Annotated in this window: 19 protein-coding genes; 5 read left to right on the top strand and 14 right to left on the bottom strand. The window is 48.8% G+C overall.

Going from position 1 to position 25,656, the window contains the following annotated elements; genetic code table 11:
• Positions 1 to 5: 5 nt before the first annotated feature.
• The 3 genes from B2952_RS13765 to B2952_RS13755 form a co-directional block, all read right to left on the bottom strand.
• On the bottom strand, positions 6 to 425 hold the full coding sequence (locus tag B2952_RS13765; protein ID WP_290733724.1) for a metal-dependent transcriptional regulator: 420 nt from the start codon (positions 423 to 425) through the stop codon (positions 6 to 8).
• 161 nt (positions 426 to 586) lie between these two features.
• Complete coding sequence (locus tag B2952_RS13760) at positions 587 to 1,813, bottom strand: hypothetical protein (RefSeq protein WP_290733723.1); 1,227 nt, start codon at positions 1,811 to 1,813, stop codon at positions 587 to 589.
• Between the two features lie 15 nt (positions 1,814 to 1,828).
• On the bottom strand, positions 1,829 to 4,120 hold the full coding sequence (locus B2952_RS13755) for a TonB-dependent receptor plug domain-containing protein (RefSeq protein ID WP_290733722.1): 2,292 nt from the start codon (positions 4,118 to 4,120) through the stop codon (positions 1,829 to 1,831).
• A 126-nt stretch (positions 4,121 to 4,246) separates the two neighbouring features.
• Between B2952_RS13755 and B2952_RS13750 the strand changes: the two genes are divergently transcribed.
• From B2952_RS13750 to B2952_RS13740, 3 genes are all read left to right on the top strand, one after another.
• A complete protein-coding gene (locus B2952_RS13750; protein WP_290733721.1) occupies positions 4,247 to 6,013 on the top strand; it encodes an ABC transporter ATP-binding protein in 1,767 nt (588 codons plus the stop codon).
• Positions 6,014 to 7,762 (top strand): ABC transporter ATP-binding protein, encoded by a 1,749-nt coding sequence (locus B2952_RS13745; RefSeq protein ID WP_290733720.1) that lies wholly within the window; start codon positions 6,014 to 6,016, stop codon positions 7,760 to 7,762.
• 101 nt (positions 7,763 to 7,863) lie between these two features.
• On the top strand, positions 7,864 to 8,895 hold the full coding sequence (locus B2952_RS13740; RefSeq protein ID WP_290733719.1) for a DMT family transporter: 1,032 nt from the start codon (positions 7,864 to 7,866) through the stop codon (positions 8,893 to 8,895).
• A 19-nt stretch (positions 8,896 to 8,914) separates the two neighbouring features.
• Here B2952_RS13740 and B2952_RS13735 read toward each other — a convergent pair whose 3' ends face one another.
• From B2952_RS13735 to B2952_RS13725, 3 genes are all read right to left on the bottom strand, one after another.
• On the bottom strand, positions 8,915 to 9,409 hold the full coding sequence (locus tag B2952_RS13735) for a helix-turn-helix domain-containing protein (RefSeq protein WP_290733718.1): 495 nt from the start codon (positions 9,407 to 9,409) through the stop codon (positions 8,915 to 8,917).
• A 465-nt stretch (positions 9,410 to 9,874) separates the two neighbouring features.
• The gene (locus B2952_RS13730) at positions 9,875 to 12,073 is read right to left on the bottom strand and encodes a DEAD/DEAH box helicase (RefSeq protein WP_290733716.1); all 2,199 of its coding nucleotides are present in this window, start codon (positions 12,071 to 12,073) and stop codon (positions 9,875 to 9,877) included.
• Positions 12,074 to 12,084: 11 nt separating this feature from the next.
• Positions 12,085 to 13,734, bottom strand: coding sequence for a site-specific DNA-methyltransferase (locus tag B2952_RS13725; protein WP_290733714.1), 1,650 nt, complete (start codon positions 13,732 to 13,734; stop codon positions 12,085 to 12,087).
• An 806-nt stretch (positions 13,735 to 14,540) separates the two neighbouring features.
• Between B2952_RS13725 and B2952_RS13720 the strand changes: the two genes are divergently transcribed.
• Both B2952_RS13720 and B2952_RS14180 read left to right on the top strand, forming a co-directional pair.
• Complete coding sequence (locus B2952_RS13720; RefSeq protein WP_290733712.1) at positions 14,541 to 15,497, top strand: ORF6N domain-containing protein; 957 nt, start codon at positions 14,541 to 14,543, stop codon at positions 15,495 to 15,497.
• 59 nt (positions 15,498 to 15,556) lie between these two features.
• Positions 15,557 to 16,015 (top strand): ORF6N domain-containing protein, encoded by a 459-nt coding sequence (locus tag B2952_RS14180; protein WP_349679813.1) that lies wholly within the window; start codon positions 15,557 to 15,559, stop codon positions 16,013 to 16,015.
• Here the strand turns inward: B2952_RS14180 and B2952_RS13715 are convergent.
• The 8 genes from B2952_RS13715 to B2952_RS13680 form a co-directional block, all read right to left on the bottom strand.
• Positions 15,925 to 16,584 carry a class I SAM-dependent methyltransferase gene (locus B2952_RS13715; RefSeq protein ID WP_290733711.1) on the bottom strand — a complete coding sequence of 220 codons (660 nt, stop codon included), beginning with the start codon at positions 16,582 to 16,584 and terminating at the stop codon, positions 15,925 to 15,927. The two genes, B2952_RS14180 and B2952_RS13715, sit on opposite strands and share 91 nt — an antisense overlap.
• 8 nt (positions 16,585 to 16,592) lie before the next feature.
• On the bottom strand, positions 16,593 to 17,786 hold the full coding sequence (locus B2952_RS13710; RefSeq protein ID WP_290733709.1) for an alpha/beta hydrolase: 1,194 nt from the start codon (positions 17,784 to 17,786) through the stop codon (positions 16,593 to 16,595).
• Between the two features lie 60 nt (positions 17,787 to 17,846).
• Positions 17,847 to 19,319, bottom strand: coding sequence for an ABC transporter ATP-binding protein (locus tag B2952_RS13705; RefSeq protein WP_290733707.1), 1,473 nt, complete (start codon positions 19,317 to 19,319; stop codon positions 17,847 to 17,849).
• A gap of 42 nt (positions 19,320 to 19,361) precedes the next feature.
• On the bottom strand, positions 19,362 to 20,048 hold the full coding sequence (locus tag B2952_RS13700; protein ID WP_290724057.1) for an energy-coupling factor transporter transmembrane component T: 687 nt from the start codon (positions 20,046 to 20,048) through the stop codon (positions 19,362 to 19,364).
• Entirely contained in the window at positions 20,045 to 20,659 is a 615-nt protein-coding gene (locus B2952_RS13695; protein ID WP_290733705.1) for an MptD family putative ECF transporter S component, read from the bottom strand. Before B2952_RS13695 ends, B2952_RS13700 begins: the two co-directional genes overlap by 4 nt.
• Positions 20,660 to 20,788: 129 nt before the next feature.
• Positions 20,789 to 22,180 carry a hypothetical protein gene (locus B2952_RS13690; protein WP_290733703.1) on the bottom strand — a complete coding sequence of 464 codons (1,392 nt, stop codon included), beginning with the start codon at positions 22,178 to 22,180 and terminating at the stop codon, positions 20,789 to 20,791.
• A 227-nt stretch (positions 22,181 to 22,407) separates the two neighbouring features.
• A complete protein-coding gene (gene feoB / locus B2952_RS13685; RefSeq protein ID WP_290733701.1) occupies positions 22,408 to 25,371 on the bottom strand; it encodes a ferrous iron transport protein B in 2,964 nt (987 codons plus the stop codon).
• Positions 25,371 to 25,655 carry a FeoA family protein gene (locus tag B2952_RS13680; protein WP_290733699.1) on the bottom strand — a complete coding sequence of 95 codons (285 nt, stop codon included), beginning with the start codon at positions 25,653 to 25,655 and terminating at the stop codon, positions 25,371 to 25,373. Before B2952_RS13680 ends, feoB begins: the two co-directional genes overlap by 1 nt.
• Position 25,656 lies beyond the last annotated feature (1 nt).

Genomic DNA, 25,656 nt, shown 5'->3' with positions numbered 1-25,656 from the left:
ACGATTTACTTTTTCTTAGATTTAGCGGCGTTCGGCTTTTTCGCCGATTCATTGGGCGTGTTCACAAAATCCTCGATTTTCTCGAGAGTCTCCGCCGAAAGAATGTGTTCCATGCAGCAGGCATCCTTGTCGGCAATCGCCTCGGACACGCCAAGCTTGATCAAAAAGCTCTTCAGCAGAATGTGACGGTTCAGAATCTGGGACGCCACGAGCGCACCTTCCGAAGTGAGTTCGATACCGCTGTAGGGCTCCTGCGTCACAAGGCCGAGCTTCTTGAGTTCGATTACCGCCTTGGCAACCGACGGCATCTTGACCTTGAGCGCCGCCGCAATGTCGCGGACACGGGCAATCCCGTTCGCAAGGCGCAGCATGTGCACCATTTCCAAGTAGTCTTCAAGGCTCTGGCTTAACTTTACTTGTTCCATAGGACAGCTCCGATTAGACGAAAAACACACCTTATATATTAGTCAACGCTAAATTTAGAAAGCCTCGGCTAATTAGTAAAGGCTAATCTACGAAAAGAACGCCAAAAAGCCACCCCGCGGTTAAGCAGGGTGGCCTTATTGTATGGTGATTGGACTAAATCTTAGTCTGCCATCGGGACGATGTAGTAGGCGGTTCCGGTGGTCACGTCCATTTCCTTGGAGACCTTGCCACTAGCGATGTCGTAGCGGTAGATAGCGCCGCCCTTCTTGTCGGCATGGCCCAGGAGCACGCTCTTGCCGTCGGCATCCAGGTGAATAGACGGGGCAAACCACGGGATGGTCGGAGAAAGGTCCACTTTTTCGACAGTCTTCTTGTAAACATCGACAACCACAAACTGCCATTCGTAATTGTTGAAGTTGCTCGGGTCGGCAAAGCTGCCGAAGAATCCCATAAACTTGCCGTTCCCCATGTAGGTGCCGCCCACCATCAGGTTATTTTCATTCGTTTTCTTGCCATCGTATTCAGCATCGTGCATGCGGAAAACCCAGTCCTTGTCGAAGTCGGTTTTACCCTTCTTGATGCGGATCCAGCCTTCCTTGTAACCTTCAACGTAGCAGTAAGAGGCGTTGGAATAGAAATAGATATCGCCCTTTTCATCGACAAAGGACATGGTGTTGTTCATGTCGTCCATGCCGCCAACGGCTGCGACCTTGTCGCTAAAAATGGCCTTTTCGACTTTGTCTGTTTTCACGTCGATAATCACCACGGAGGCGCGCGGGCCCGCAATGAAATTGTTGAAGTCAACAAACTGGCTCAAGGTCAGGAACATCTTGCCGTCACGGATTACGGCGGAGCCCGGAACTGACGTCAAAGCGCCGCTTTCTTCATCAATGTACTCGGAAAGATCGATGGTTGCCGTGGTCTCGAGCGTCGTGGGGTCAAGGGCGGTAATGGCGTCGCCCATGGCCTGTTCCACATACATCTTGTTTTCGTCAACGAACTTCATCATGATGGCGCGGGTGCCCTGGAACTTGGCCGTGGCAGAGGCCTTCTCGGGCATGTTGCCGTCTTTGTCCAACTCATAGCGAGAAAGGGTGCTGTTCATGGCGTCGTCGGTAGCGAGCACGTAAACGGAGCCGTTGAAGTAAGCGACGCCACCTGCGTTCGGGGCTTCGATAAAGTCTTCGACAACCTTGGCCTGATCATCGGAAAGAGAGGCTGTTCCGACAAATTGAGAGGCGTCCATCATAAAGGAGAGCAGGTACTTGTCCCCCGAAGAAGAGCCGTTGTCGCCAGCGAAACTTGAGCTGGAGTCGTCACCGCAGGCCGCGAGCATCATTGTGGACGCGATTGCAGCAATCGTTATTTTGTTTTTAAAGAGGTTCATTTGGTTTCCTTTTTGTTATAGTGTAAACTTGACTTTGGTTGCAAAGGCGCGGCCGGGCTTGGATTCACCGTACTTGTCATACACCCGGACATCCATGAAGTTGCGGACTTCGAAATTCCAGGAGAGCGTGTTGGCGAGAATGGAGTATTCCACGCCTAAATCTTGGGTGAACGAACTGGGAATGGTGCGGTCTTGCCTTTTGGAGACCTTCCAGGAGTAGTAATATTCATCGGTGTAGTTGGCAAGCCAGTAGAGCTTGAAAAAGTCATCTCGGTAAATCAGGTCGCCCACATGGAATTCCGCGCCGAAGTTCATGTAGAGCGTGGGAATGTTCGGTACGGTCAGACCCTTGGCGATTCCGTAGGCCAAATCCGCTTCGCGACTTTCAACGCTTTGCTTAGTAAGGTTGTACGAAAGTGAAATGTATTCGTTCACATCAATGCTTGCATCGATTTCAAAGCCGGTCGCCTTGGTGCCGACACTGTTGTAATACGGGCGCGGGACCGAAGCGTAGTTATTCCAATAAATGCGGTCTTCCATGAGCAGGTAGAACCAGTTGAATTCCAAATGCAACTTGAGTAGCAGCGGAATCTGTCTCATATCCAGTTCTGCGCCCGCGGTAAAATTGTCGGACTTTTCGGGTTTCAGGTTCGGGGAACACTGCACATACATGCCGTCGCCAAAAATCTCTTCGCGAGTCGGGAACCGCAAGCTGTGCTGATAACCGCCCTTGACAGCAAACTGTTCGACAACCGACAAATCGTCAATCACTTTAATGCGTAAATTTTCGCTGTAACCGAAATCCTTATTTTCGGCATAGTCGTCTGTCAACTGCTGTATACGCTTTTCACCGTCGTCGTCTGCCTTGATGGAGTAGTAATATCCCTTGACGCCCGCCACATTCTGGATTCGTTCATTCCAGAAGTTGTTTTCAATTGAAAGCCCCGTTACAACGGAATGGCTGTGCCCGGGGAATCCGGCACTGTTAAGCGACTGGCCTTTAGCGGCGCGCTTGTCTTCCGGATCTTGCGATTCGTAGCGGTAAAGGCCGCTCCAGGTGAGAATGTGGTTTTGCGTGAACGCGTAGTCTAAATTCCAGGGTGCGACAATCGTCTGGTTTTCGCGTTCAATATGCGACGCCCCACCCATAGAAATTTCGCCAAAGGCGGTATTCGCTTCGCGAACAATCTCTTTGTCCCAGCCGTAGTAATAAGTATGGCTCGTATCGATGACAGCCTCTTTGCCGAAGGCGTAGCTGAACGAGAGCGCAGCCGAAAGCCCCTTCACAAACAAATTTGCTTTTTCAAGCGAAAGGTTCACGCCGTACGATTGCGCATTTGCAGTCGCTTCTTCGATGCGGTGGGAATTCGCCTGGATTTCTTTATCCATCGCGTTGTAAATCACGCCCAAAGTCGCCTTATCAAAGAAATATTTTTCGAACGAGACATACGGCAACACGTTGTAACTGTAGTAGCGGTCGTGATCTCGCGTTACAACCGTGTCCATGTAGGGCGTGGTGAATTCGTAATCGTTGTCGGAGTAGTTGTAATAGGCCGAAATTCCGGTGGAGATAGCGCGGCTCTTGGCCGAATCAGTTACCCACACGTATTTTGCGTCGAGCGAGGCCTTATGCGTGTTGAAACTTCCGAAGCTGTAAGAACCCATAATGGAACTCTTGGGCAAATCATGCGTCACGATGTTGATGACGCCGCCCATGCCATCGGTCGCGAAGCGTTCGGGCACGTAACTTTTGTAGACTTCGATGCGGTCAATTTTGTCAATGGGAATATCGTTAACCGAGAAGTTTCCGTTGCCGTTATCGACAGGCACACCATCAACAAGCACCTTCACATTTTTGCCTTCCATGCCGCGGATATTGATTTTACTTTCGCTGCCCATGCCTCCCGACTGGCGAATTTTCACGCCCGAAGAACGGTTCGTAGCGTCTGCGATGGTGGCGCTGGAGCCCTGAAGTTCCGTGGCATCCATGACCTTGACCGATTCGGCCTTGGTTTTCTTGTCGACGGGTGCAGCTTCGTTGATTCCTTCGCCCTCGATTCCCATTTCGTCGAGGACTGTCACTCCAATTTGCGAATCATTCGCATTTTTATTTACAGGCGCATTCGCAGCATCATTTATCGCTTGTTCAGATGTTTCCTCGCCAAAAACATCGTCAAAATTCGTGATTTCTTCGGCAGATTCGGCGTTTTCTCCGCTCGCCGATTCCTGCGCACGCGCTGCCACAGTGGCAATCGCGACCATCACCAGCACGAGAGTTGTCAATTTGTATGCAAGAATGTGTTTCATCGCGTCCAAATTGAGAAACAAACGCAAGAAAAATCTACTCCAAAAGGTTTGGCGAAAATCCGTTTGGAGTAGAACCGGAAGCATATTTTTCCAAAATTTGGTTCAGCCCTTTTGGGAGGAAAAGCTATGAAAAAGAAATCTCTGCTCTCTTGGATTTTCCTGTTTGCCAAAAACAAGAAAAAATACTACATCGCAAGCATCTTCTTCGCGCTCTTGCGCGTCGCTTGTGGAATTGCCCCTTATATCATTATCGCAAATATCGTACGCGAACTGCTTTCGGGCGTGCGCGACTGGGATGTTTACCTTAAGGAATGCCTGATTATTGCGGCATTCTGGTTCGGGAATGTCCTGTTCCACAGCATTTCGACGACGCTTTCGCATGTGGCGACTTTCAACGTGCTTGGAAACATCCGCAAGGATCTTTGCGACAAGCTATCGCGTGTGCCGCTGGGATCTGTTCTCGACATGCCTTCGGGCGCACTCAAGAACATCTTGGTAGAACGCATCGACAGCATGGAAACGACGCTTGCGCACGTAGTCCCGGAATTTACTTCGAACTTGATTCTCCCCGTGCTCATGTTCGTCTACCTTTTCCATATCGATTGGCGCATGGGGCTTGCCTCTCTCGGGACGCTCCCGATTGGTATGGCCGCTATGGCCGTCATGTTTGCCGGAGCGCAAAAGTGGTTCGACAATTCTATCCAGAAAACGAAGGCCTTGAACGACACCGCGGTTGAATACATCAACGGCATCGAAGTCATCAAGGCGTTCGGCAAGTCAAAGTCTTCTTACGACAAATTTGTAGTAGCCGCAAAAGAAGGGAGTGACTGTTTTGTCGAATGGATGCGTCGCTGCATTTGGCCGCATTCCCTTGCCATCACGGTCGCTCCTGCCACACTATTGACGGTGTTGCCGTTTGGCGGTTACTTCTATTACAACGGCTCCATTACGGCCGTCGATTTTATCACCGTCATCATCGTTTCGGTGAGTATCATGATGCCGCTCCTCACCATCATGAGTTACAGTGACGACATCAGCAAGGCGGGCGTCATTTTCGGCGAAGTCGGCTCGGTGCTCGAAATGAAGGAACTTGCGCGACCCGCGACAGACAAGCGTAAACCCGCCGACAATTCCATCACATTGAAAGATGTGCGATTCAGCTATCATAAGGGAATCGAAGGCGAAGAAAAGAAGGAGATTCTCCACGGCATCAACATGGTTCTCCCCGAAGGGAGTTTTACCGCATTCGTGGGCCCGAGCGGTTCGGGCAAATCGACGATAGCTCGCCTTATTGCCTCGCTGTGGGATGTTGACAGCGGCGACATCGAAATCGGAGGCGTGAACATCAGGGACCTTTCGCTCGAAGAATACAACCGCCGCATCGCATACGTTTCGCAGGATAATTTCCTCTTTGATATGTCTGTCCGCGAAAACATTCGGCTCGGGCGGCCTTCGGCATCGGATGCCGAAGTCGAAGAGGTGGCGCGCCAAAGCGGCTGCTACGAATTTATCATGAGTCTTGAAAACGGTTTCGACACGATTGTCGGTGGCTCGGGCGCCCACCTCTCCGGTGGCGAGCGCCAGCGCATCGCCATCGCCCGCGCGATGATGAAAAACGCCCCCATCGTCATTCTGGACGAAGCGACCGCCTATACCGACCCCGAAAACGAAGCCATCATCCAGAAATCCGTGGCAAAACTCGTGCAAGGCAAGACGCTCATCGTCATCGCACATCGCCTTTCGACGGTCAAGGACGCCGACAAGCTCTACGTCATCAAGGATGGCAACATCGACAGCTGCGGCACGCACCAGGAACTGCTCGAAAAGGGCGGCCTCTACAAGTCCATGTGGCAGGCCCACATCAGTGCCAAGGATTCCGAGGAGGATGCATAAATGTTCGATACTCTCATCAAGTTCTTCAATTTCTGCAATGCAGAAAACCGCCACAAGTTCTACGGCTCTATCATCGTAGGAATTTTCAATTCCTTCTTCATGGCGCTCCGCATCGGTGCCATGGCTGTCATGTTGCAGGGCGTCATTCGCCATGTGCAGGGAATCGCGCCGTTTACCATGGACACCGTCCGGCTTTCGCTTGGAATCATGGTGGCAAGCCTTATCGGAGCAACCGTCACCAAGCGCGTCATGAGCATGTGGCAAACCGAAGGCGGCTACCGCACTTGCGCCTCCAAGCGCATCGAAATCGTCGAACACCTGCGCTACCTGCCCATGGGCTACTTCAACAAGAACAGCCTCGGTTACATCACCTCCGTCACCACCAACACCATGGAACAGCTTGGCGATGTGGCTACCCGCGTTGTCATGATGGTCACGCAGGGCATTCTCGACACCATTCTCATCATCGTGATGATTGCCTTCTTCGATTGGCGAATTGCGATTGTCGCGACCATCGGTTTTGCGATTTTCCAGTTCATCAACACGCTCATGCGCATGAACGTCCGCGCCGTTTCTCACGAAAAAGTGGAATCCGACAGCAAGGTAGTCGAAAAGGTTCTTGAATACATCCAGGGAATCGCCGAAGTCAAAGCCTACAACATGACCGGCAAGCGTTCCAAGGAACTGAACGAAATCATTGACAGGAACACCAGCGCCAATATCGGCATGGAACTCAAGTGCGTTCCGCTTTCGAACTTGCAGACTTTTGTCGCCAAGCTCACGGGCGTTGCCATCATGATTTTCTCGATTCATTTCTACCTGAACGGCAGCATGGAACTTGCCAACTGCGCTGTCATGCTAGTGTGCTCCTTTATGCTCTTTGCGGCCCTGGAGCTGGGCGGTAGCTACGCGGCGCTCCTCCGTGCCGTCGACATCTCGGTCAACCGCGCAAACGATATCTTGAACAAGCCCACCATGGACATCGATGGCGAAGATATTGCCCCCGCCAATCACGACATCAAGGCCGAAAGCATCGATTTTGCCTACGACAAACGCAAAATCATTGACAACGTGACGCTTTCCATTCCCGAAAAGACGACCACGGCTATCGTGGGCCCAAGCGGTTCGGGCAAGACGACGCTTTGCCATTTGCTCTCTCGCTTCTGGGACGTAAACGCTGGTTCGGTGACATTGGGCGGCCGCCGCGTGCAAGATTACAGCATGGACAGCCTCATGAAGAATTTCAGTTTCGTATTCCAGAACGTGTATCTGTTCCGCGATACGATTGAAAACAACATCAAGTTCGGGAATCCGAGCGCCACGCACGAGCAAGTCGTAGAAGCCGCCAAGAAAGCCTGCTGCCACGACTTTATTGAAAAGCTCCCCGACGGTTACAATACGGTCATCGGCGAAGGCGGCGCAAGCCTCAGCGGCGGTGAACGCCAGCGCATCTCGATTGCACGCGCCATCATGAAGGATTCCCCGGTCATCATTCTGGACGAAGCGACCGCGAACGTGGACCCCGAAAACGAACGCGACTTGATGCTTGCCATTCAGGAGCTGACCCGCGAAAAGACCGTCATCATGATCGCGCACCGCTTAAAAACCGTGCGCCACGCCGACCAGATTATCGTCTTGGACAAGGGCCGCATCGCAGAACAGGGCAAACACGAAGAACTCGTGAAGAACGGCGGAATCTACGCCCGATTCATCGATTCCCGCCGCGAAGCCGTCAGCTGGAAACTGTAATGAATATTGCCGCTCCCGGCGTGATGATGGGGGCCGGCGGCGAGTTCCTTTCGCAGGCGACTCGTTTGGACGCGCTCCATCATAAAATTCTACATTAAATCATGAACAAGAATGGCATTGCGATTGGTTATGCGATAGCGGCGGCCGCATTTTATGCACTGAATGTCCCCTGCTCCAAAATGCTGTTGGCCCACATTTCGCCTGTATTCATGGCGGGGCTGCTCTATATTGGCGCGGGGCTCGGCATCGGCATTCTCTTCCTGTTCCATATCAGGCGCGAGCCCCAATCAGAACGGCTCTGCAAAAAAGATTTCCCCTACACGCTGGGCATGGTCCTGCTCGATATCGCAGCGCCCATATTGCTCATGTTCGGTGTCAAGTACGGAACGTCCAGCAACGCCTCCCTGCTCGGTAACTTCGAAATCGTCGCGACAGCGCTGATTGCGCTATTCATCTTTAGAGAAAAGGTGTCTACGCGTTTGTGGATTGCCATTTTATTTATAACGACATCCAGTTTCATTCTCTCGTTTGAAAATGCCGACGGATTCAAATTTTCGATCGGCTCCATCTTCGTTCTCGGCGCGACCATCTGCTGGGGGCTAGAAAACAACTGCACCCGCAAAATTTCGGACAAAAGCACATACCAGATTGTGACCATAAAAGGCCTCTGTTCCGGAATCGGCTCCATCGTCGTTTCGCTTACCACAGGCGAAATGCATTTTGCCGTAAAATACATCCCGCTCGCCCTGCTGCTCGGCTTTGTGGCTTACGGTCTGAGCATTTTCACCTACATCCGCGCGCAACATTACCTGGGAGCCGCAAAGACTAGCGCCTTTTACGCATTCGCGCCCTTTATCGGCGTTCTTTTTTCTGTCGTGCTCTTGAACGAAAAAATCACGTTGCAATACATCGTGGCGTTCCTGGTCATGATCGCCGGAACCATTTTTGTGGTTTACGATACGCTTGTCTGCTCGCATGCGCACATGCATCAGCATATTTTCACGCACACGCATGGCGGCATAACCCATACACACGTTGTTACGCATTCCCATTTGCACAACCATGTCTTCTCCGATGCAAAGCACGGTCACAGCCACAACATCAAGGACCTAGAGAAAATCTCAACACACTGATGAGGAATTTAATCGCCGATTACCCCTGCGAGTTCTTTTTTTTTGCCCTGTATGCGGCCTTGCGTTCACCAACGCAGTTCAAGGCAAGCGTTTTGTTCATGTAGTTCGCGCGTTCTAGTTCTATTGCGTTGCGCAGAATGCTTGTAAGAAAATCGTTAGGACTTGAGCTAGTCTCGGTCGCCAACTTTCGTACTGTTTCTTGCAAGTCGTAAGGAACCTGGACGGTCATGCTCTTCATCGGAGTTACGTATAGTTCGCCGCCGACGGCCTCCGACATTTTCAGCAGCTGCTTGTACGAAGGGTTCGTTTTCAAGGACGCAATACGCGAGATAGCGCTTTGCGTCGTGCCCATCTTGTCGGCGACATCTTGCTGCGTGATCCCCAAGGAATCTTTCAGGAAATCAAAATCCGTCAGGAAGGCCGACAGCGCCTCGTATGTCTTGGCGAACAAATCCAGACCTTTGTCTTCATTTTCGAGCGAAGACATAAAATCGATGACTTGATTCTTTTTCATTGCATAACTCCCTGATTGACAAGTTCTCTGTATTGCTTCAGTTTTGAAACTATAGCATATTTGCTATATTTAGTCAATATTTTTTTGAAAAAAAGAAATTTTCTAATGAGAAATTAGCTTTACAAGTTCGCTTTGCGCAGCGGGGTTGTTTGCGTAGTTCCGCATGACAGATTTCATGTCAAGGAGAATGCAGTGGATTTTGTGGTAATCTTGACCACGGTCTTTTCAGTCACCATAGATGTAGCCGACGCGTTTCATTGCATAAACGTCATTGCGAGGGAGCTCCGCGACCGCGGCAATCTCATCCCATTTCCCAGCATCCGCACAGTATGGCATTATAAAGGCGTTGTATATGTCGCTCGATGTCATCCCTGCGAAGGCGAGGATCCTTTTTACACAAAAGTCCCGCGAAAAAACGCAGGACTTTTCCATTTAAATGTCTTTCTAAAAAAAGTAAGATGCAGATTATCCTAATACATCTTCCAGCAATTCCCAATCGTCACTATCGATATCGTCGGAATAATTCTCAATACAGATGTAAAGTTCCATATCATTTTTGTTTTGACGAACAAATCCACCCTTGAGATTACGCTTTGTCAAATATTTTTTCAAAGCCTCGAACTTGAACTTTGAGAACCTGTCAATATCCTCGCTGTCACCTGAAGCATTGAAACCACCCTTGGTTTCTATTATCCATGTTTCGCCATCAGTCGTTCCGATAATGTAGTCAGGATAAAACGACTTCAGTTTTCCAAAGTTGTCCTTGTAGACGATAGAGAAATATTCGCTACCCTTATCCCCATTTTTATAGAACCACTTAACAGAATTACTTTTTTCCAAATGTTTTTCAAATAGTTTTTCGGGTGCAGAGCGCGGTGCTGCAGAATTCAAATAGCCTTCATACACATTCTTTTTACTCGTTTTGGGTGTTTTTGCCTTTCCATCGTAAGTAAATAAGAAATCCCGAGGAATTATAAAATCAAATGTTGTGATTTTTTCTGGATTCGGCATTTGAATTTGTGTAAGATAATCGGACATTGAATCTACAATGTCAAATCTCAATTTATCGCTATTGTTAAGAACAAAAGCGTACAACTGTTTAATTTCGAGAGACAAGATTTTCTTGGAAAACGAGCTTTCTTTCCCAAACAAGCGGCGGACAATGAGATTCATCTGGTCATACGGCAAGCCTATTTTCAAGCCGATATTCGAAAGTTCATGATGGAACATACGACCGTGTTCGTGAGTATCCAATTTCGTGATGTAGTCTAATTTATTAAGTTTGTCAAAATCAGATTTTTGCGTAAGGCGGACTTCACCTGACACTGTATGCTTTACGATATTCTCGCTAAAAGCATATCCATGAGCTTCAAGAATTTTCAGATTCTCTTTAACACTTTTACTAACCTTGTATATCTTCTGGAAATGTTCCGCGATTGCTTCTATCGCAAGCCTTCCGTCACGAGGAACATTTTCCAAATCAGTCTTGTATTCGCCTTTCAGCGTAAAGTTCCTAAATTCTGGTTTGAGATACAATTTCGCAGCATTTAGTGCACCTTCGCCAAGTTCTCTCCGAGCTTCTTCTGTGAATTTTTCATCAAAGGTGTATAGATAACAGTTATCAAGTAAGTCGTTTTCGTAATGTTTTGCTTCTGGCATACGGCGAATCCTTCCGATAGTCTGGATTTCAAATGTATCATTCATATGCTCGCGCAATTTGACAAGTATATGTGCCCTAGGACAATCCCATCCCGTAGCAATCGCTTGCTTGATGATGACTGCAATTGGAGTGGCATTTAGATTTTCAATACCGTCGAGATTTTCTTTTTTATCGCTAAGCCATACTGCAAGCATTCCATTTTCATAAGATATTTGTTTGTTTTCAAAAAAACGTTCAACCTGATCAAGAGAAATATCGTCTTTATTAGGAATTTGCACAACAATCAATGGATTGATGTAGGCATGTATTTTCAAAAATTCACTTCTCAATGCTTTCTGTTTCTCAATAGCTTTTTCAAGAAGAAATTCCGTTATATTTTTGACATTTTCCTTTTGTTGAATATCCTCGTTTACGATAAGAAGTTTCTTGATAAGACCTTCTGCAATAACATCTTCTTCTTTCACTTCTATTAGCATCGCGTCTGTCACGTTTTTTGGAGTCGCAGACGCGCGAATGATTTTATCGGCTCCGAACAGGTCTATAATTTCTTTAGCCTTGATGCTGTCGTTCTGATGACTTTCATCAACAATCACCTTGAAGATTAAACCATTTTCACGAGCAGTTTCAACATGTTCCTTGAAATTCTTGCGTTCACCCTCTTTTAGAGCATTGTTGCCGCTTTTGGTAAGCATTTCCCAGTTGATAAAGCAACAGTCGTTTTCTTCGAACCCCGCTGTCATCACATCGCCAATAAGTTTTGTATTAGTGTTTGGGAAATACATATCCATTTTCTTTTTGCTCTGTTCTTCCAAATTGCCCTTGCCAGGAGTGAGCCAGACAAAAACAGTTTTGGGGAAACTTCGACAAAAGTCGTTCATAAAGTAGGTCAGCATCAAAGTCTTACCACTACCGGTAGGACTTTTCAAGACGACATTTTGCACAGAAGTGTTCATAGCGTCTTTGAGTTTGAGAACCGTTTCGTATTGAAAATTCTTAAGTTCCATAATAAGCCCTCCTACTTTTCAAGTTCCTGATAGTAATAGTCAGGGATGACATTGAGCTTGATGTTGCGTTCTTTCATAAACTCGGCCTGTGCGCCAGAAAGCAAGACATTGTGGCCGTAGTAAACCTTCTTTATGTCAAGGTTCTTTTTCTTATTTTTGACAAATTCAGCCATTTCTTCATCGGTGAGAATGATGGCAATTTCGGTGTTGTTGTTTAGATTGATTCCGTTTTCAAGTTCCACCAATTCACGGATATGCAGAAGCAATTCATCGGCATATTCATAGTAAACTTTTTCGGAGATGGGAACATAGTCTATGCGGAAATACTTGAGAGAACCAGGAAGACCATCAGAATATTTTGATTTATCTTTTCTTTTCCCTGTGATAACCGTTTTCAGACGCTGATATGTGATATCTCGGCAGATATTATTTTCATTATTCGTACAAACAATAAACTTTCTCTTTCCACCATAATCCACATTTGCTTCTAGAACAGATTGGGCTGTTGTTCCGCTACCTACAAAAAAATCTAATATTGTAGAATTATCATTTGACGCTTGGAAAATCAATTCTTCAATCATTTGCGTTGGTTTAACAGTTTCAAAGCCATGGTCTTTTTTATTCAATATTGCGTCAAGTTCCCTTTTGGCAGACTCAGCTGTTCCAAATTGTTCTGCAAAGAATAACGACCAGAACGGCTTTATACTATCAAAAGATTCATCACCAGGTCGAACTTTTCTATATACTTTCCCATTTTTCTTAAAAATATCTTTTCTCTCGATTAATTCTAAAATCGTATCTTTACCAAGTTTCCACTGATTTCCTTCATTTGGAGATATACCCAGAATCGGAAAAATCATACTTGCTCTTCCACGTACTCCACTTTTTCCCATCTGTCCAATTTCTTCAATTCGATAAATTCCGGCTTCATCTTTTTCGGGATAATCTTTTTGTCCTATCACATGGCAATTAAATTCGATTCTTTTGCTTGTATTTTTGTAAACCAAAATGTATTCGACCTTCGGTTGCAACATTTTTTTTGCCGTTTTAGTATTCTGACATTTTGTTCTTTTTTCCCACCCAATCGTTGTCAGAAAGTGAGATTCTGAAAAGATCTCATCACACACAAGCCTCATTGTACTTTGCTCTTTGTCATCAACAGAAATAAACATGATGCCATTGGGGGAAAGAAGTTTTTTGGCTATTGAAATTCTTTCACTAATAAAGGATGCGTATTTACTATGTTTAAATGCATCATCATCACCAATTATATGATCATTATAGATGAAGGTTTTTCCCGTATTATATGGCGGATCAATATAGATAACGTCAATCTTTCCTTTGTGAGTTTTCTCCAACAACTTCAACGCAGCAAGGTTATCACCTTCAATCAAGAAGTTCTGTTCACCGCCATTATCAACGAATAACTTTTCTTCTTCGACCAAAACAGGGATATGCGATTCCAATTCTTCATCAATCGCTTCGCGGTGTTCTTCAAAAACAAGACCATATTTCTTGCCCTTCACATCCTTTGCGATTTCGTTTAAGTAACGAAGCAGGTTGGCCGAATTTTCATCACGGCTAGATTTTTCAATGAATTTGCGAATCTGAGAAATTTTGTCAAGTAAGTCGTCCCGATGCAACTTCGAAATATTGGCCATATACGTGCGCTCCGTGTTGAAAGTGAACGAGTTCACTCTCGCGGGAGCGGTTCTGGCCGATTCGTTTGGCTAGGGTACGGACAAAAAGAAACGGCGGGGAGCCGACTCACTCCTCGCCTAAAAGCGCGACATTTTCAAAAGAATACAATATACCCGCAAAACCCGAGCGGATACAGTACGCCCAGGGTACACTACGCCCGTGCAATCCACGGGCTGTGGCGAGTCATTGTCTTATTCTCGTTGCTGAAAGTGTCGAAGTTCCAAGTAGAGGACAAGAGCAAAACTCAGCGAGTCCACCCCTGTTCTGCACTTCTTCAGTCTTTTTCGGAAATAAAAAAGGCGTGAAGTTGAATGCGTTTACCTACTTGAGGCCTTCGACTGCCCGCAACGAATAAACACAAACAACTCACGCCCCAAAAGGCCGCTTGCATACAGGCAAACTGCTATTTAAACAATAGACCATGTAGCAAAACGATGCGACAGGCACGGGCCGGCCGCAGACGTGAGCGTTCGTCTTGTTCTCGTCGCAGAAATTGTCGAAGTTTCAAGTAGAGAACAAGAGAAAACTCTATTTGCAAGGAAATATAGATTATTCCGCTGTCAAAAGGTGACGCCACGCCCGGAAGGCGAGAAAAAAGCGTAAAAACGCAGAATTCAACCGCCTGCAGGGGTCAATTTTCCTCAAAATTGCCAAAATTTCCGCGAAAACCGCCAATTGTCATAATGTGACATCCGAGGAATGTATATTTGTATCGAGAACACTTTACCCCGCCTTTTTTTTGCTTGTAGGCGGATTGGAGTAGAAGATGAATGAAAAAGAGATTGCTGTTCCGAACCTGCTGGAGGAATCGGGCGTAGAAAAGATGATTCTGGTCATTCGTGGCAAGCAGGTGTTGCTTGATCGCGATTTGGCGGCGCTTTACGGGGTGGAAACTAGGGCCATAAATCAGGCCGTCAAACGAAATATGGAAAGGTTCCCGGAAAGGAACTGTTTTCAATTGACAGAACTGGAATTTTCAAATTGGAAATCACAAATTGTGATGTCCAATTCTGAGAAAATGGGCTTGCGTAAGATGCCGTTTGCCTTTACCGAGCAAGGAGTGGCAATGCTTTCAGCTGTTTTGCGTACCAAAACGGCAATTAAGGTGTCTCTCGCTATAATGGATGCTTTCGTGCAATTGCGGCACCTTATGATGGGTAACGGCGGTCTTATCAACCGTCTTTCAAATGTAGAAGCAAAGGATTTGGAACAGGACAGCCGCTTGACCGATCATGACGAACATCTGCTTGATCATGACCGAAAATTTGACGAACTTTTCGAGGCGATGGACCGTGGCGAGCTCAAAACCAAGGGCTTATTTTACAACAACCAGGAGTTCGATGCCTATGTATTTGTCTGCGACTTGATTCGCCAGGCAAAGAAAAGAATCGTACTTGTCGACAGGTACGTGACCGAGAAGACTCTGGCCATGATGCTCAAGCGGGAAAAAGGCGTTTCCGTGACAATCTACACCTATGACAAAAGCAAAGTCCTTGAAATGGACCTAGCCACTTACAACGAACAATATCCTGACAGCCCGATGCAAGTCTTGCCAAGTTACGGAATGCATGACCGATTCTTGTTCATAGACGATACGGCCTACCACTTCGGGGCTTCGCTCAAGGATTTGGGCAAGAACACCTTCTTCTTTACGCAGGAAGATTTCACGCTGCAAGAAGTGTTGAAGGAATCGCAGAAAATTCAGGCAGAAAAAGAAAGCTAGGCATTACAAGGTGACAACGTACCCCGCCTTTTTTTGCTTGTAGGCGGAAGGAGTAGAAGATGAATAACGAAAACACGTTTTCGATTTTAATGCGCAATGTGGCAGACCGAATTGCATCCGTTCGAAATCATAAAATCATTTCGGATGCCGATGTCGCTTTGTTATATGGTGTAGAGACAAAGCGAATCAATGAGGCGGTCAGGAACAATCCTGACAAGTTTCCCTCGACATATATGTTCCAGTTGTCAAAGGATGAAGTTGAAATTTTGCGGACGAAAATTTCGTCCACAAATTATTCGGCCAAAAGCAGATCTTTACCCTACGCTTTCACAGAAAAAGGCCTCTATATGCTTGCGACAATCTTAAAAAGCAAGACGGCGATTAACACAACTTTTGAAATCCTTGCGGAACGGGTAAAAAATATCCATCATGCGACAGTGTCTCGCAAATTCGAAACGCCGCCGGAATTATTGGAATGTATCAAGGGGACCTGGATGCCAAGGATGCACTCTACATAAATCAAATCAATTCGGCCTTCGATAACGCGGTCCATTTTGATTTTCCAGCCGTTCGATTCCAAGAAGGCCTTGTATTCTTTTTCGGTCCATTCGTGTGCGAAGCGGATGCCGACAAGGCTCAGGAATTTTTGCCACAAGTTCTTCTTGCCGCCTTCGCGGAAAAAGAAATTCGGGGCAATCAGCAAGCCGCCATCCTTTAAGACGCGACGAATTTCTTCAAGCGCCTTTTCCGGATTCGGTATAATGTGGAGTGCGTTTGCAATCACGACAATGTCGAAGGAATTGTCCGCAAAGCGTAACGAAGTCGCGTCTGCAACTTCGAAACTCAGGTTGTCTGGATTCTTCGCCTTGAGTGCGGTTTCAATCATTTTTGGCGCAAAATCCGTTGCCACCACGGACTTTGCGGCAGGCGCAATATGCCGCGCAATCATCCCAGGGCCCGTTGCCAGTTCAAGAACATCTTTGCCCTTGGCGACTTCGGCAATCCGCGCATACAGAAAATCATAGATATTCTTCTGCGTGCGCATCGAAAATTCATAAACCGGTGCGAAAACGTTCCAAATGTTCATACTTACCTCTACCGAGGCAAAATATAGTTATAAGCGACTACCACATTTTTACGGGCCACCGCATCGTCGAGGAATTCGAACATCGTGCGGTAAGCGAAATCGCGAACTTCCTTACGGGAAAGGAATACGTCGTGCATTCCATCTTCAACAGTCACTGTCGTAACATCAGGCCCTAGCTTGGGAGCCCATTTTTCCAGGAGATTCACATCGAGCAAGCAATCGCAGCGCATGTAGTCTTCTTCCCATTTAACGTTGTTGACCGTGCATCCGCTACGCATCATAAGTATGGGAGACTTGATTTGCATCCCGTTATGGATCCACTTGATTCCCCTTGTGGTCGCGCGAAGGAAACCGAAGTATTGCTGCGGCCATTCGGCGCTCTTTAATTCCGTGTTGAATTCCCATTCTCCCCTTTCTGTTTTCAAAAGAGACATATTGTACTTGGGGGATTCCTGTTTTGGTGCCGGAGCATCGGGCATGAGGAGCGCAACGTCCGAAAGAACGGGGAATGCCACATTACGGACAAACCAGCTGTTTTTGTAGTCGAGGAAGGGGCTGTTCAAGACAAACGCCGCAAAATCTTCGCTATTGCGCTCATTCAGGTAATTCGGCGTAATCAAGCCACCATTGGAATGCGCGATAATGACAAACGGCAGATTGCTCGAAATGGAATTCCCAGCAATCTTTTTACTGAGCGCCACAGCGGCATCCAATTCGGCATAGTATTCCTTGACGCTCCGCATGTCGGAACGCGGTTCCCCAGCGCGGTACGAACGGCCGTTGTAATGCAAGTCTATCGCAAAGAACGCGAACCCGGCAGAATCGGACTTTTCGGCCAATTCTTCTTGGAAAAAGTAATCGTTGTATCCGTGTACGTACAAGATAATTCCACGTGGGCTAGAAGTCATCGCAACCGCACGCGGCGAACTTCCGAAGGGATATTCGATTAACGTCGAATGGAAAACCTTGTCGTAGGGTTTCACCTCAATCGGGTAAACCGTATAAGGCGCACCAAGTTCCGGATCAACCGACTTTTGCGTCAGGGAATTATCAACAAGGGTCTGCAAAGCCGATGTCGTAAGGGGTCTACTGTAGGCCTCATCACGTTTCTTTTCTTTGCAGGCGGCAAGGCAGGCGTTAGCGGATGTGGCAGAAAGAAGTGCGACCAAGGTCGCGGCAATGAGTATTTTTGCTTTAATCATACCAATACGATAAAAAATCGTACAAACTAACTCTACTCCAATTAGGCCAAACAAAATCCGCTATGCATTCAGCATAGCATCAATTAGCTTTTCCTGATTGCCTTGCAGCAGGTACTGTTCTGCGATTTTTCCGTGTTCCATGCGAATCACGGACTGGCAACAATTTAGAATGAATTCAGGATCGTGCGTAATCACGAGCAACGTTTTTCCGCTTGCAGCAAGTTTTTGGAGAGTTGCCGACACGGCAAGCATCTGCTTGTAATCCAAGCCGCTGGTGGGTTCGTCGAATACGACAATTTCGCGACCGCTAGAAACGCCGCTGCCGATAGCCACGCGTTGCTTTTGGCCGCCCGAAAGCGCCATCGGGTGGCAGCTAGCATAATCTTTCAGGTTAAGCCTTTCAAGGATTTCAAGGGCGGCGTTTTCATCTTGCGAATTCATGCCCAGCAAGATTTCGTCAAGGACGCTTTCCGTAAACAGCTGGTGGTTCACGTCCTGCATAATCAGGTACGCGCCGTATTTGCGGGCCTTGCGCTTTTGTCGCCAAGTTCCGCGGAGCCCGCACAGCACCTGGGCCAGCGTTGATTTGCCCGCCCCGTTATGGCCGATGATGGCGGTGATTTGATTGCGCGGGAGCGAAAGTTCCGGAATGTCTAGAACCAGGAATTTGCGGTTGTAGGCGAAATGGAGGTTGTTGAAGAGCAATGACTCTTTAAGAGATTGCTTCGCAGGCTCCTTCGAACGTTTCGGCCCTTCGGCAAGCTCAGGGGCCTTATTCTTAAGCTGTTCCAAATTCATGCAGCGCAGTCCGAGGCTTGCCGCATATTCCGGGCCTTTCGCCTCGAGTTCCGCTGGAGTCCATTCGTCTTGAATTTGTCCGTCTTTTACGTAACAAATTCTGTCGGCAATGTCGCGCAGGTAATGGATGCGGTGTTCCACGATAATGACGGTCTTGCCACGAGATTTCCAGAACTTGATGATTTCAGCGAGGTCCGCGACGGTTTTCAAGTCAAGATTAGCCGAGGGCTCGTCGAGAACGAAAATTTCCGGATCGATCGCAGAAACCGAAGCGCAGGCGATTTTTTGCTTTTCTCCGCCAGAAAGGTGGAAGATATTTCGGCCCGCCAAATGTTCTATGTGGAAATCCTTCACGACGCGATTCATGCGTTCCCGGATTTCTTCCGGATCCATTCCCAAGTTTTCGCAGCCAAAGGCGATTTCACTGTCGGTATCGATGTTGAAAAACTGCGAACGCGGATTTTGGAAAACGGAGTCCACATGTCTTGAAATTTCGGCAAGCGTCATGTCGGCGGTATTCTTGTCGCCGAGCAATACGTCGCCCGCCATCGTTCCCGATTGATAAAGCGGAATAAGCCCGTTGATCAGCTTAGAAATAGTCGTCTTTCCGCAACCCGACTCCCCCACAAGCACAACGCATTCGCCAGACTTGATTTCAAAATTCAAGTTCTTGATGACGGCATCGTCAAGGGATTCCGTGTAGGAGAAGGAAACGTTTTTTAATGTGATAGTCATTTCTAACAAGCAAGGAGATTCCCGCCTTCGCGGGAATGACAATTAAGGGACTGACCAAGAACAGAATAAAACTACAACAGCCAAACAATAAACAAACACGACAACATCTTGAACGTGGAATCCGATTTTGACAATGCAACTACGTCTCGTTTCTGGCGAAAGTCCGCGCGTCGTCGCCGCCACCGAAAGCTCGTCACCGATTTTCGTGAGCGACACCAGCAGCGGAATAAGTCTGTATTCCAAAATGGCAAGCGGGTTCTTTAATGTCCGCAGGCTGAACAGGCGAATGCCCCGCATGCGCATTGCATTCCCGATATCGCGGGCTTCATCGAATACGGTCGGGAAAAAGCGAATCATCACCGCCAAGGGAATCGTCACTTTGTTAGGAATGTGCATCTTCGACATTCCCGCCATGAACTCGTTCACCTTGGTGGTCGTCATGACATAGTAAAAAATAACGCTTATCGGCATCACATGCGAAACAAGCATCATCGTTGAGACAAACAGCGTGCCCGCCAGTCCGACATCCATCGTTTTTAAATAATCAAAACTGAATGCAGATATTGCGTACAAGAAAGAAAAGAGTAGGGAAAAACGCCATCTTTTTTCAAGCACCAATAAAACCGCCGGCAAAACAACAATCATGGCGCCGTAAATCACTGGTGCGGAAAGAATGATGCTGTTCCCTGCAATCGTTAAGAACAGTTTTGTCCGAGGGTCCAATTTCACCGGGCAAGACCAATCCGTTCAAAATGCTTTTTCATGATGCGGCGGGCCACAAGTCCACCGATAACGGCACCCAAGATGCCGAAGGTGTAAATTCCGACCAGGGGCCAGATACTGTTAGAAAGTTCCGCCAACTTCGCAACGTAACCTTCGTCGCACATGCCACGGGTATATTCCAGATATTTCTCGGTATAAAGCCAAAGCGGAAGCATCATCGAAGAACTCATTAGGCTCAAGACAATGTTTGCCATGTACAAGCCGGCAAAATTTTTCCCTATGATTTTCAGAATTGTTCCCGACAGTAGCCCAACTGCAAGGCTTATCGCAAACATGATAACGCTCTGGCCCATCACCAGCATTGCTCCCCCGAAAATGCCGCAAAAAAGCATACAGCACAGGATCGGCCTTTCTATTTTCGAATAGAACAGGAACATGGGAACACTCGTCACAAGCGCAATGCTCGCGGTCGAAAAAACAATAAGGGCGGGAATGTAGCCGATGCTCGACGACATAAAACCAAGCACGATATAAAGCGCCGCAAAAACGCCCACGTTCACCAGGTCGCGGACCAACGTATTCGATGTTTTTTTTCCGGTCGATCTTACATTACTCATAAAAGTCTCCAATAGCAAACAAATGCACGCCAAATAGAGTTTTTTGATGCGCTTTTTTCTACTCCATTTAGACAGAAAAAGGACCGCGGCAAAAGCCACAGTCCCTTTATTGGGCATTCTATGAAGTAATTAGAAGCTGAATACGGTTTCGAGACCGAAGCGCAGCGCGGTATCGTCCTCGTTATCCTGCACGGGAATATCCACCATGCCGAAGGCCGTGATTTCGAGGTTTTCCACCGGTGTAATGTAGGCACGGGCACCGACATCGAACGTAGCGGCGGAATCATCGTCATCATCCATTGTATTGGTGTGGTATTCTACAGGAATGCCGAGCTTGATGAATTCGGCAAGCTTGAAGGCGGGTTCGGCATACACGAAGAAGTATTCCGGAATTTCGCCGTTATCAAGGTCGCTCGCATCTTCGTCGGCATCGCCCCTATCGACAATGGCATAGAAGGCGGTCGTCTTGATATCGAACATACCCACTTCAAAAGTCGGCTCGACCAAGAAGGCGTGGGCAGTAGAAGTCCAGTCCTGACCATCGACCACGTCGCCGTCGTCACCCAGGTAATCGGCATGGAAGCCGTACACGGCCCTAAAGCCAAAGCCACCGATATTCAGGCCCGCCTCGACACCGGCATGGAATTCGTTGTGCTGAGCCGTCTGGAAGCTCTTGTAGTCAACGAACGGACGCAGGTGCTGACCGGCGATATCGAAATCGTAGGCAGCGTGAATGTCGTAGACCTTTGCGCCTTCGTCATCGGCAAAATCATTATCGCCACGACCAAAACCGAAACCGAGCACAAGGCCCGCCAAGTCAATTTCAAGACCGCGAATATCGTGTTCCTTCATGCCCGCAGCATTGTCGGCCGGATCATCGTAGCCGTAGTAGGCATTGAACGCGCCTTCCGAGAAGGTCAGGTCACCCAGCTTGACGGCGAAGAAATCGGCCGGCTGGTACTGAACGTAGGCGCCGTTATAGACCGCAGCGGGGCTATCCGTCTCGCCATCGGCTTCGAGGCCCACGAATGCAGACCACTTTTCGTTGAACTTCACTTCCACATTCAGGTCGAACGTAGATGCGTATTCATGGTTCAGGTCGTCATCGTTCAAGACATCGCCCGTATAGGCGTCGAATTCGACTTCGCCGGAGAACTTAACTTCCATGTTGGCGGCAGAAGTTGCTTCACTCATGCTTGCCTTGAGCATATCGAGAGCGTTACCTGCAGCGGCAGCAACTTCACCGGGGTTCGTGTTTTCGGCAGGAGCCTTTTCTTCAGCGGGAGCCGGTTCTTCGGCCTTTGCCTGTTCTGCGGCGGGAGCTGGAGCAGCCTGTTCTGCAGGTGCTGCGGCAGGGGTTTCCTGTGCAGGGGCCGGGGCAGCTTGGGCAGGAGCTTCAGCAACGGGGGCTGTAGCAGGGGCTTCGGCAGCAGGGGCGGCTTCCTGAGCGAATGCAGGCATCGCAAACACGGAGGCGGCTGCAAGGCCGAACAAGAGATTAGACGTCAAACGGTTTTTCATTTTTTTCTCCCTTGACGGATTAATTTTCTGTTTTTGTAACACTCCGTCAGGTTTTTTACAAATAGTGCTACAAAAACGCTTGGCTATCACTTTCTGTGTACTAACGTTGCAAAATGCGTGCCAAGAGGTTTTAGTTTAGTTTTAAAAATTAGACTAATCTAATTCAAGATTTTTAATAAAGGGCTGGCAGGTTTTGGGCCCACCAGCCCTGTTCTTGATTCCAAAGGTTAGTCTTCGAAACGCTTTTCTTTATTCGCCTTCATGCCGAAGAGCTTGAGGAAGATTCCCGTACCCACGAGCACCACGATGGCAGCGACAATCCATGTCATGTTTCCGCCAACGGGGACCTGGTAGAGGAGCACAGCAATCGCCCAGGCAAGGATCGTCTGCACGGTCGCCATCAGGATGGCGAGACCGAGGCCGATTTCACGGGTAACCACGCCCATGGCGGCAAGGCACGGCACGTAAAGCAAGATGAAGATGAGGAACGCAAACACCTGCCAGCTAAAGCCATCCACCGGGTTACCGTTCTTGTCCGGATTGTGGAAGTAAGAGCGGAGGTTGGCGTAGATGTCGGCGGTTTCAGAAAGGTCGCCTTCTTCGAGAGCGCCCATTTCGTCTTCGGAGAGTTCGAGGCCGGCGGCAGCGAGCTTTGCGAACACAGCTTCGCGGGTCTTTTCGTCTTCCTCTTCTTCGCCGAAGGTTTCGATGGCAGCGAATTCTTCGCAGGTCAGCACCTTGGCGTTGGTAATCTTGTCCAGAGTTTCCTTCTTGAGTTCGGCGGCTTCCTGGCCTTCCAATTCGCCGGAGGTTCCCAGCGGGTCGGTAAGCGAACCGAAGACTTCGGCGAGGTTAGCAGGAATTGAGCCGAGAGCTTCGAGCACGGCGCCCTTGATGTCGGGTGCGCCACCTTCTTCCTCTTCTTCGACGGGACATTCATCAATGCCGGCGATAAGCGGCTTTTCTTCGGCAGGAGCGGCTTCGGCAACAACTTCTGCGGATTCAGCAGGTGCTGCGGCACTATCGGCAACCACAGCGCTATCAGTTGCAGCGGAATCAGCAGCGGCGACTGTCGAATCAGCCTTCACGCTATCTGTAGCAGCAGAGTCAGCAACGGCAACTTGTTCCGGTGCGGGTTCTTCAGCCTTTTCCTTTGCGACGGTCACTTCGGCAGGCTCAGTGACCTTATCGGTTGCGGAGCTTGTCGAACCATCTGCAGGAGCATCGGCATTCTCCCCCACCATGGAATAGAGGGAGTTCATGGTACCGATAACAGCTTCCTTGGCCAACAGGCCAGTGAACAGCGACACGGATGCAGGCCAGTTTTCTTTTTCGACACCGAAGGGTTCGAATACCGGCGTAATGGCCTTACCGATTATAGAAAGCAAGCTGTTTTCGGAGTCGCCGTTACCGGCAGTGAACTCGTTTGACTTCACCACCTTGGATTCGTCAACAACGAAACCTTCGGGGAGAGCAACATTTTCAGTCTCGCCTTCTTCATTTTCCTTGACCATCTGGTAACCGTCTTCGGCCTGGACAATTTCGGTCGTCTTGCCGTCAACATCGACATACATCTTCTCCACAATACCAAAACTGTTGAGGAACCCGAGCACAGCAACGGCAAGCGTAATCACCTTACCGGCGCGCCAGATGTAGTCGCGCAGGCGCTGCCAGCAGTGAATCATCAAGGACTTGAACTTGGGCAAGTGATACGGCGGAAGTTCCATCACAAAGTTGCTGGCCTGGCCCTGGAAAAGCGACCTCTTCAGGAACAAACCGTAAGCGATGGCGAACAGCACACCGGCGAGGTAAAGCAGGAACACCACTGTGCCCGCCATCTTGCCGAAGAATGCCGCCGCAAACAGTGCATACACCGGGAGGCGTGCGCCGCAGCTCATGAACGGCACCAAGAAGATGGTGAGGAAGCGTTCACGCTTGGATTCCAGCACGCGGGTGCCCATAATGGCCGGCACGCCGCAACCGAAGCCCACCATCATCGGCACGAAGGCACGACCCGGGAGCCCGAGGAATCTCATGAAACGGTCTGCAACGAAAGCCGCGCGGGCCATGTAACCCGAGTCTTCCAAGAACGAAAGGCACAGGAACATGAAGAAGATGACCGGGATGAAGGTCGAAACCGTCTGGATACCGGCACCGATACCGTCGGCGAGAACAGCCGTGACAAAGGAGGGGCAGCCGAGTACATCGCCCAGCAGGTAGCCGAGGCCATCCACGAAAATCGCACCGAACAGCACGTCAAAGAAATCAATGAACGCAGAACCGATCGTCACCGCAATCCAGAACACCAGATACATGATGACCAGGAAAATCGGGAGAGCCGCCCAGCGGTTCAAAAGAACGGCGTCAAGCTTGTCCGAGAAAGTCTTCTTGGCGCGCGCAGAAACAATCGCCTTCCCCGCCACCTCGTGAGAAATGGAATAGCGGTTTTCGGCCATCGCAAATTCCGGCTCTTCGCCCAGAATCTTCACGACTTCGGCCTTGTCAAGCTTCACGCCCGCTTCAGCGAATTTGTCTGCATAGCTCTTCTGGTTGCCCAAGTACATGAGCGAAACCCAGCGAGCATCTGCATCCAAGAGCTTTGCGACCGGAGCCACCTTCGGTTCCAAAACCTTCACGGCCTCTTCGACCTTGTCGCCGTAAACCATCTGCTTCGGGAGCGGCATCGGGCTCGCAAGCACGTGGCCCATCTGGCTAATAAAGTTAGTGACGCTCTTTTCGCTCACGGCAGAAAGCGGAATGCACGGCACGCCGTAGAAATCAGAAAGTTCGTCGAGATCCAGCTGGATTCCGCGATTTTCGGCAATGTCCATCATGTTGACGGCAATCACCATCGGAATCTTCATGTCGGCAAGCTGGCTCGTAAGGAACAGGTTGCGTTCCAGGTTCGTCGCATCGACAATGTTGATAATCAGGCTCGCTTCGCGGCTGAGCAAGTAATCGACAGCAGCGCGTTCGTCTTCGGCATTTGCGAACAAAGCGTAAGTACCCGGAAGGTCCACCAGGCGAATCTGGCGGTCGCCCAGTTCAAAGTAACCTTCCTTCTTTTCGACCGTCACGCCAGGCCAGTTACCCACATGCTGGCGTGCACCCGTAAGGGCGTTAAAGAGAGCCGTCTTACCGCAGTTCGGGTTACCGGCAATTGCAATCGTCAAAAGTTTTCTGGCAGCCATTATACCCTCCTTAACTTGAGAACATTGGCTTCTTCTTTACGGAGCGAGAGCCTGTAAGACAATACGCTTACTTCAATCGGATCGCCGAGAGGGGCCACCTGCAAGACTTCCATTTGAACGCCACGCACAAGGCCCATGGACAGAAGCTTCGACTTGTAACGGGAATCGCCTTCGTTATAACCGACGATTTCTACCTTGTCGCCCTTCTTGAGTTCCGAGAACTTGGGCTCGGTACTCCACTTTTTCGTTTGCGACTTTCCGCCGCAACCACAATTACAGCTCATG

Source organism: Fibrobacter sp. UBA7003 (assembly GCA_002449765.1).
Lineage (GTDB): Bacteria > Fibrobacterota > Fibrobacteria > Fibrobacterales > Fibrobacteraceae > Fibrobacter.
Note: the sequence above shows the minus strand (reverse complement) of the source record. Positions and strands in the feature narration are given on the sequence as shown.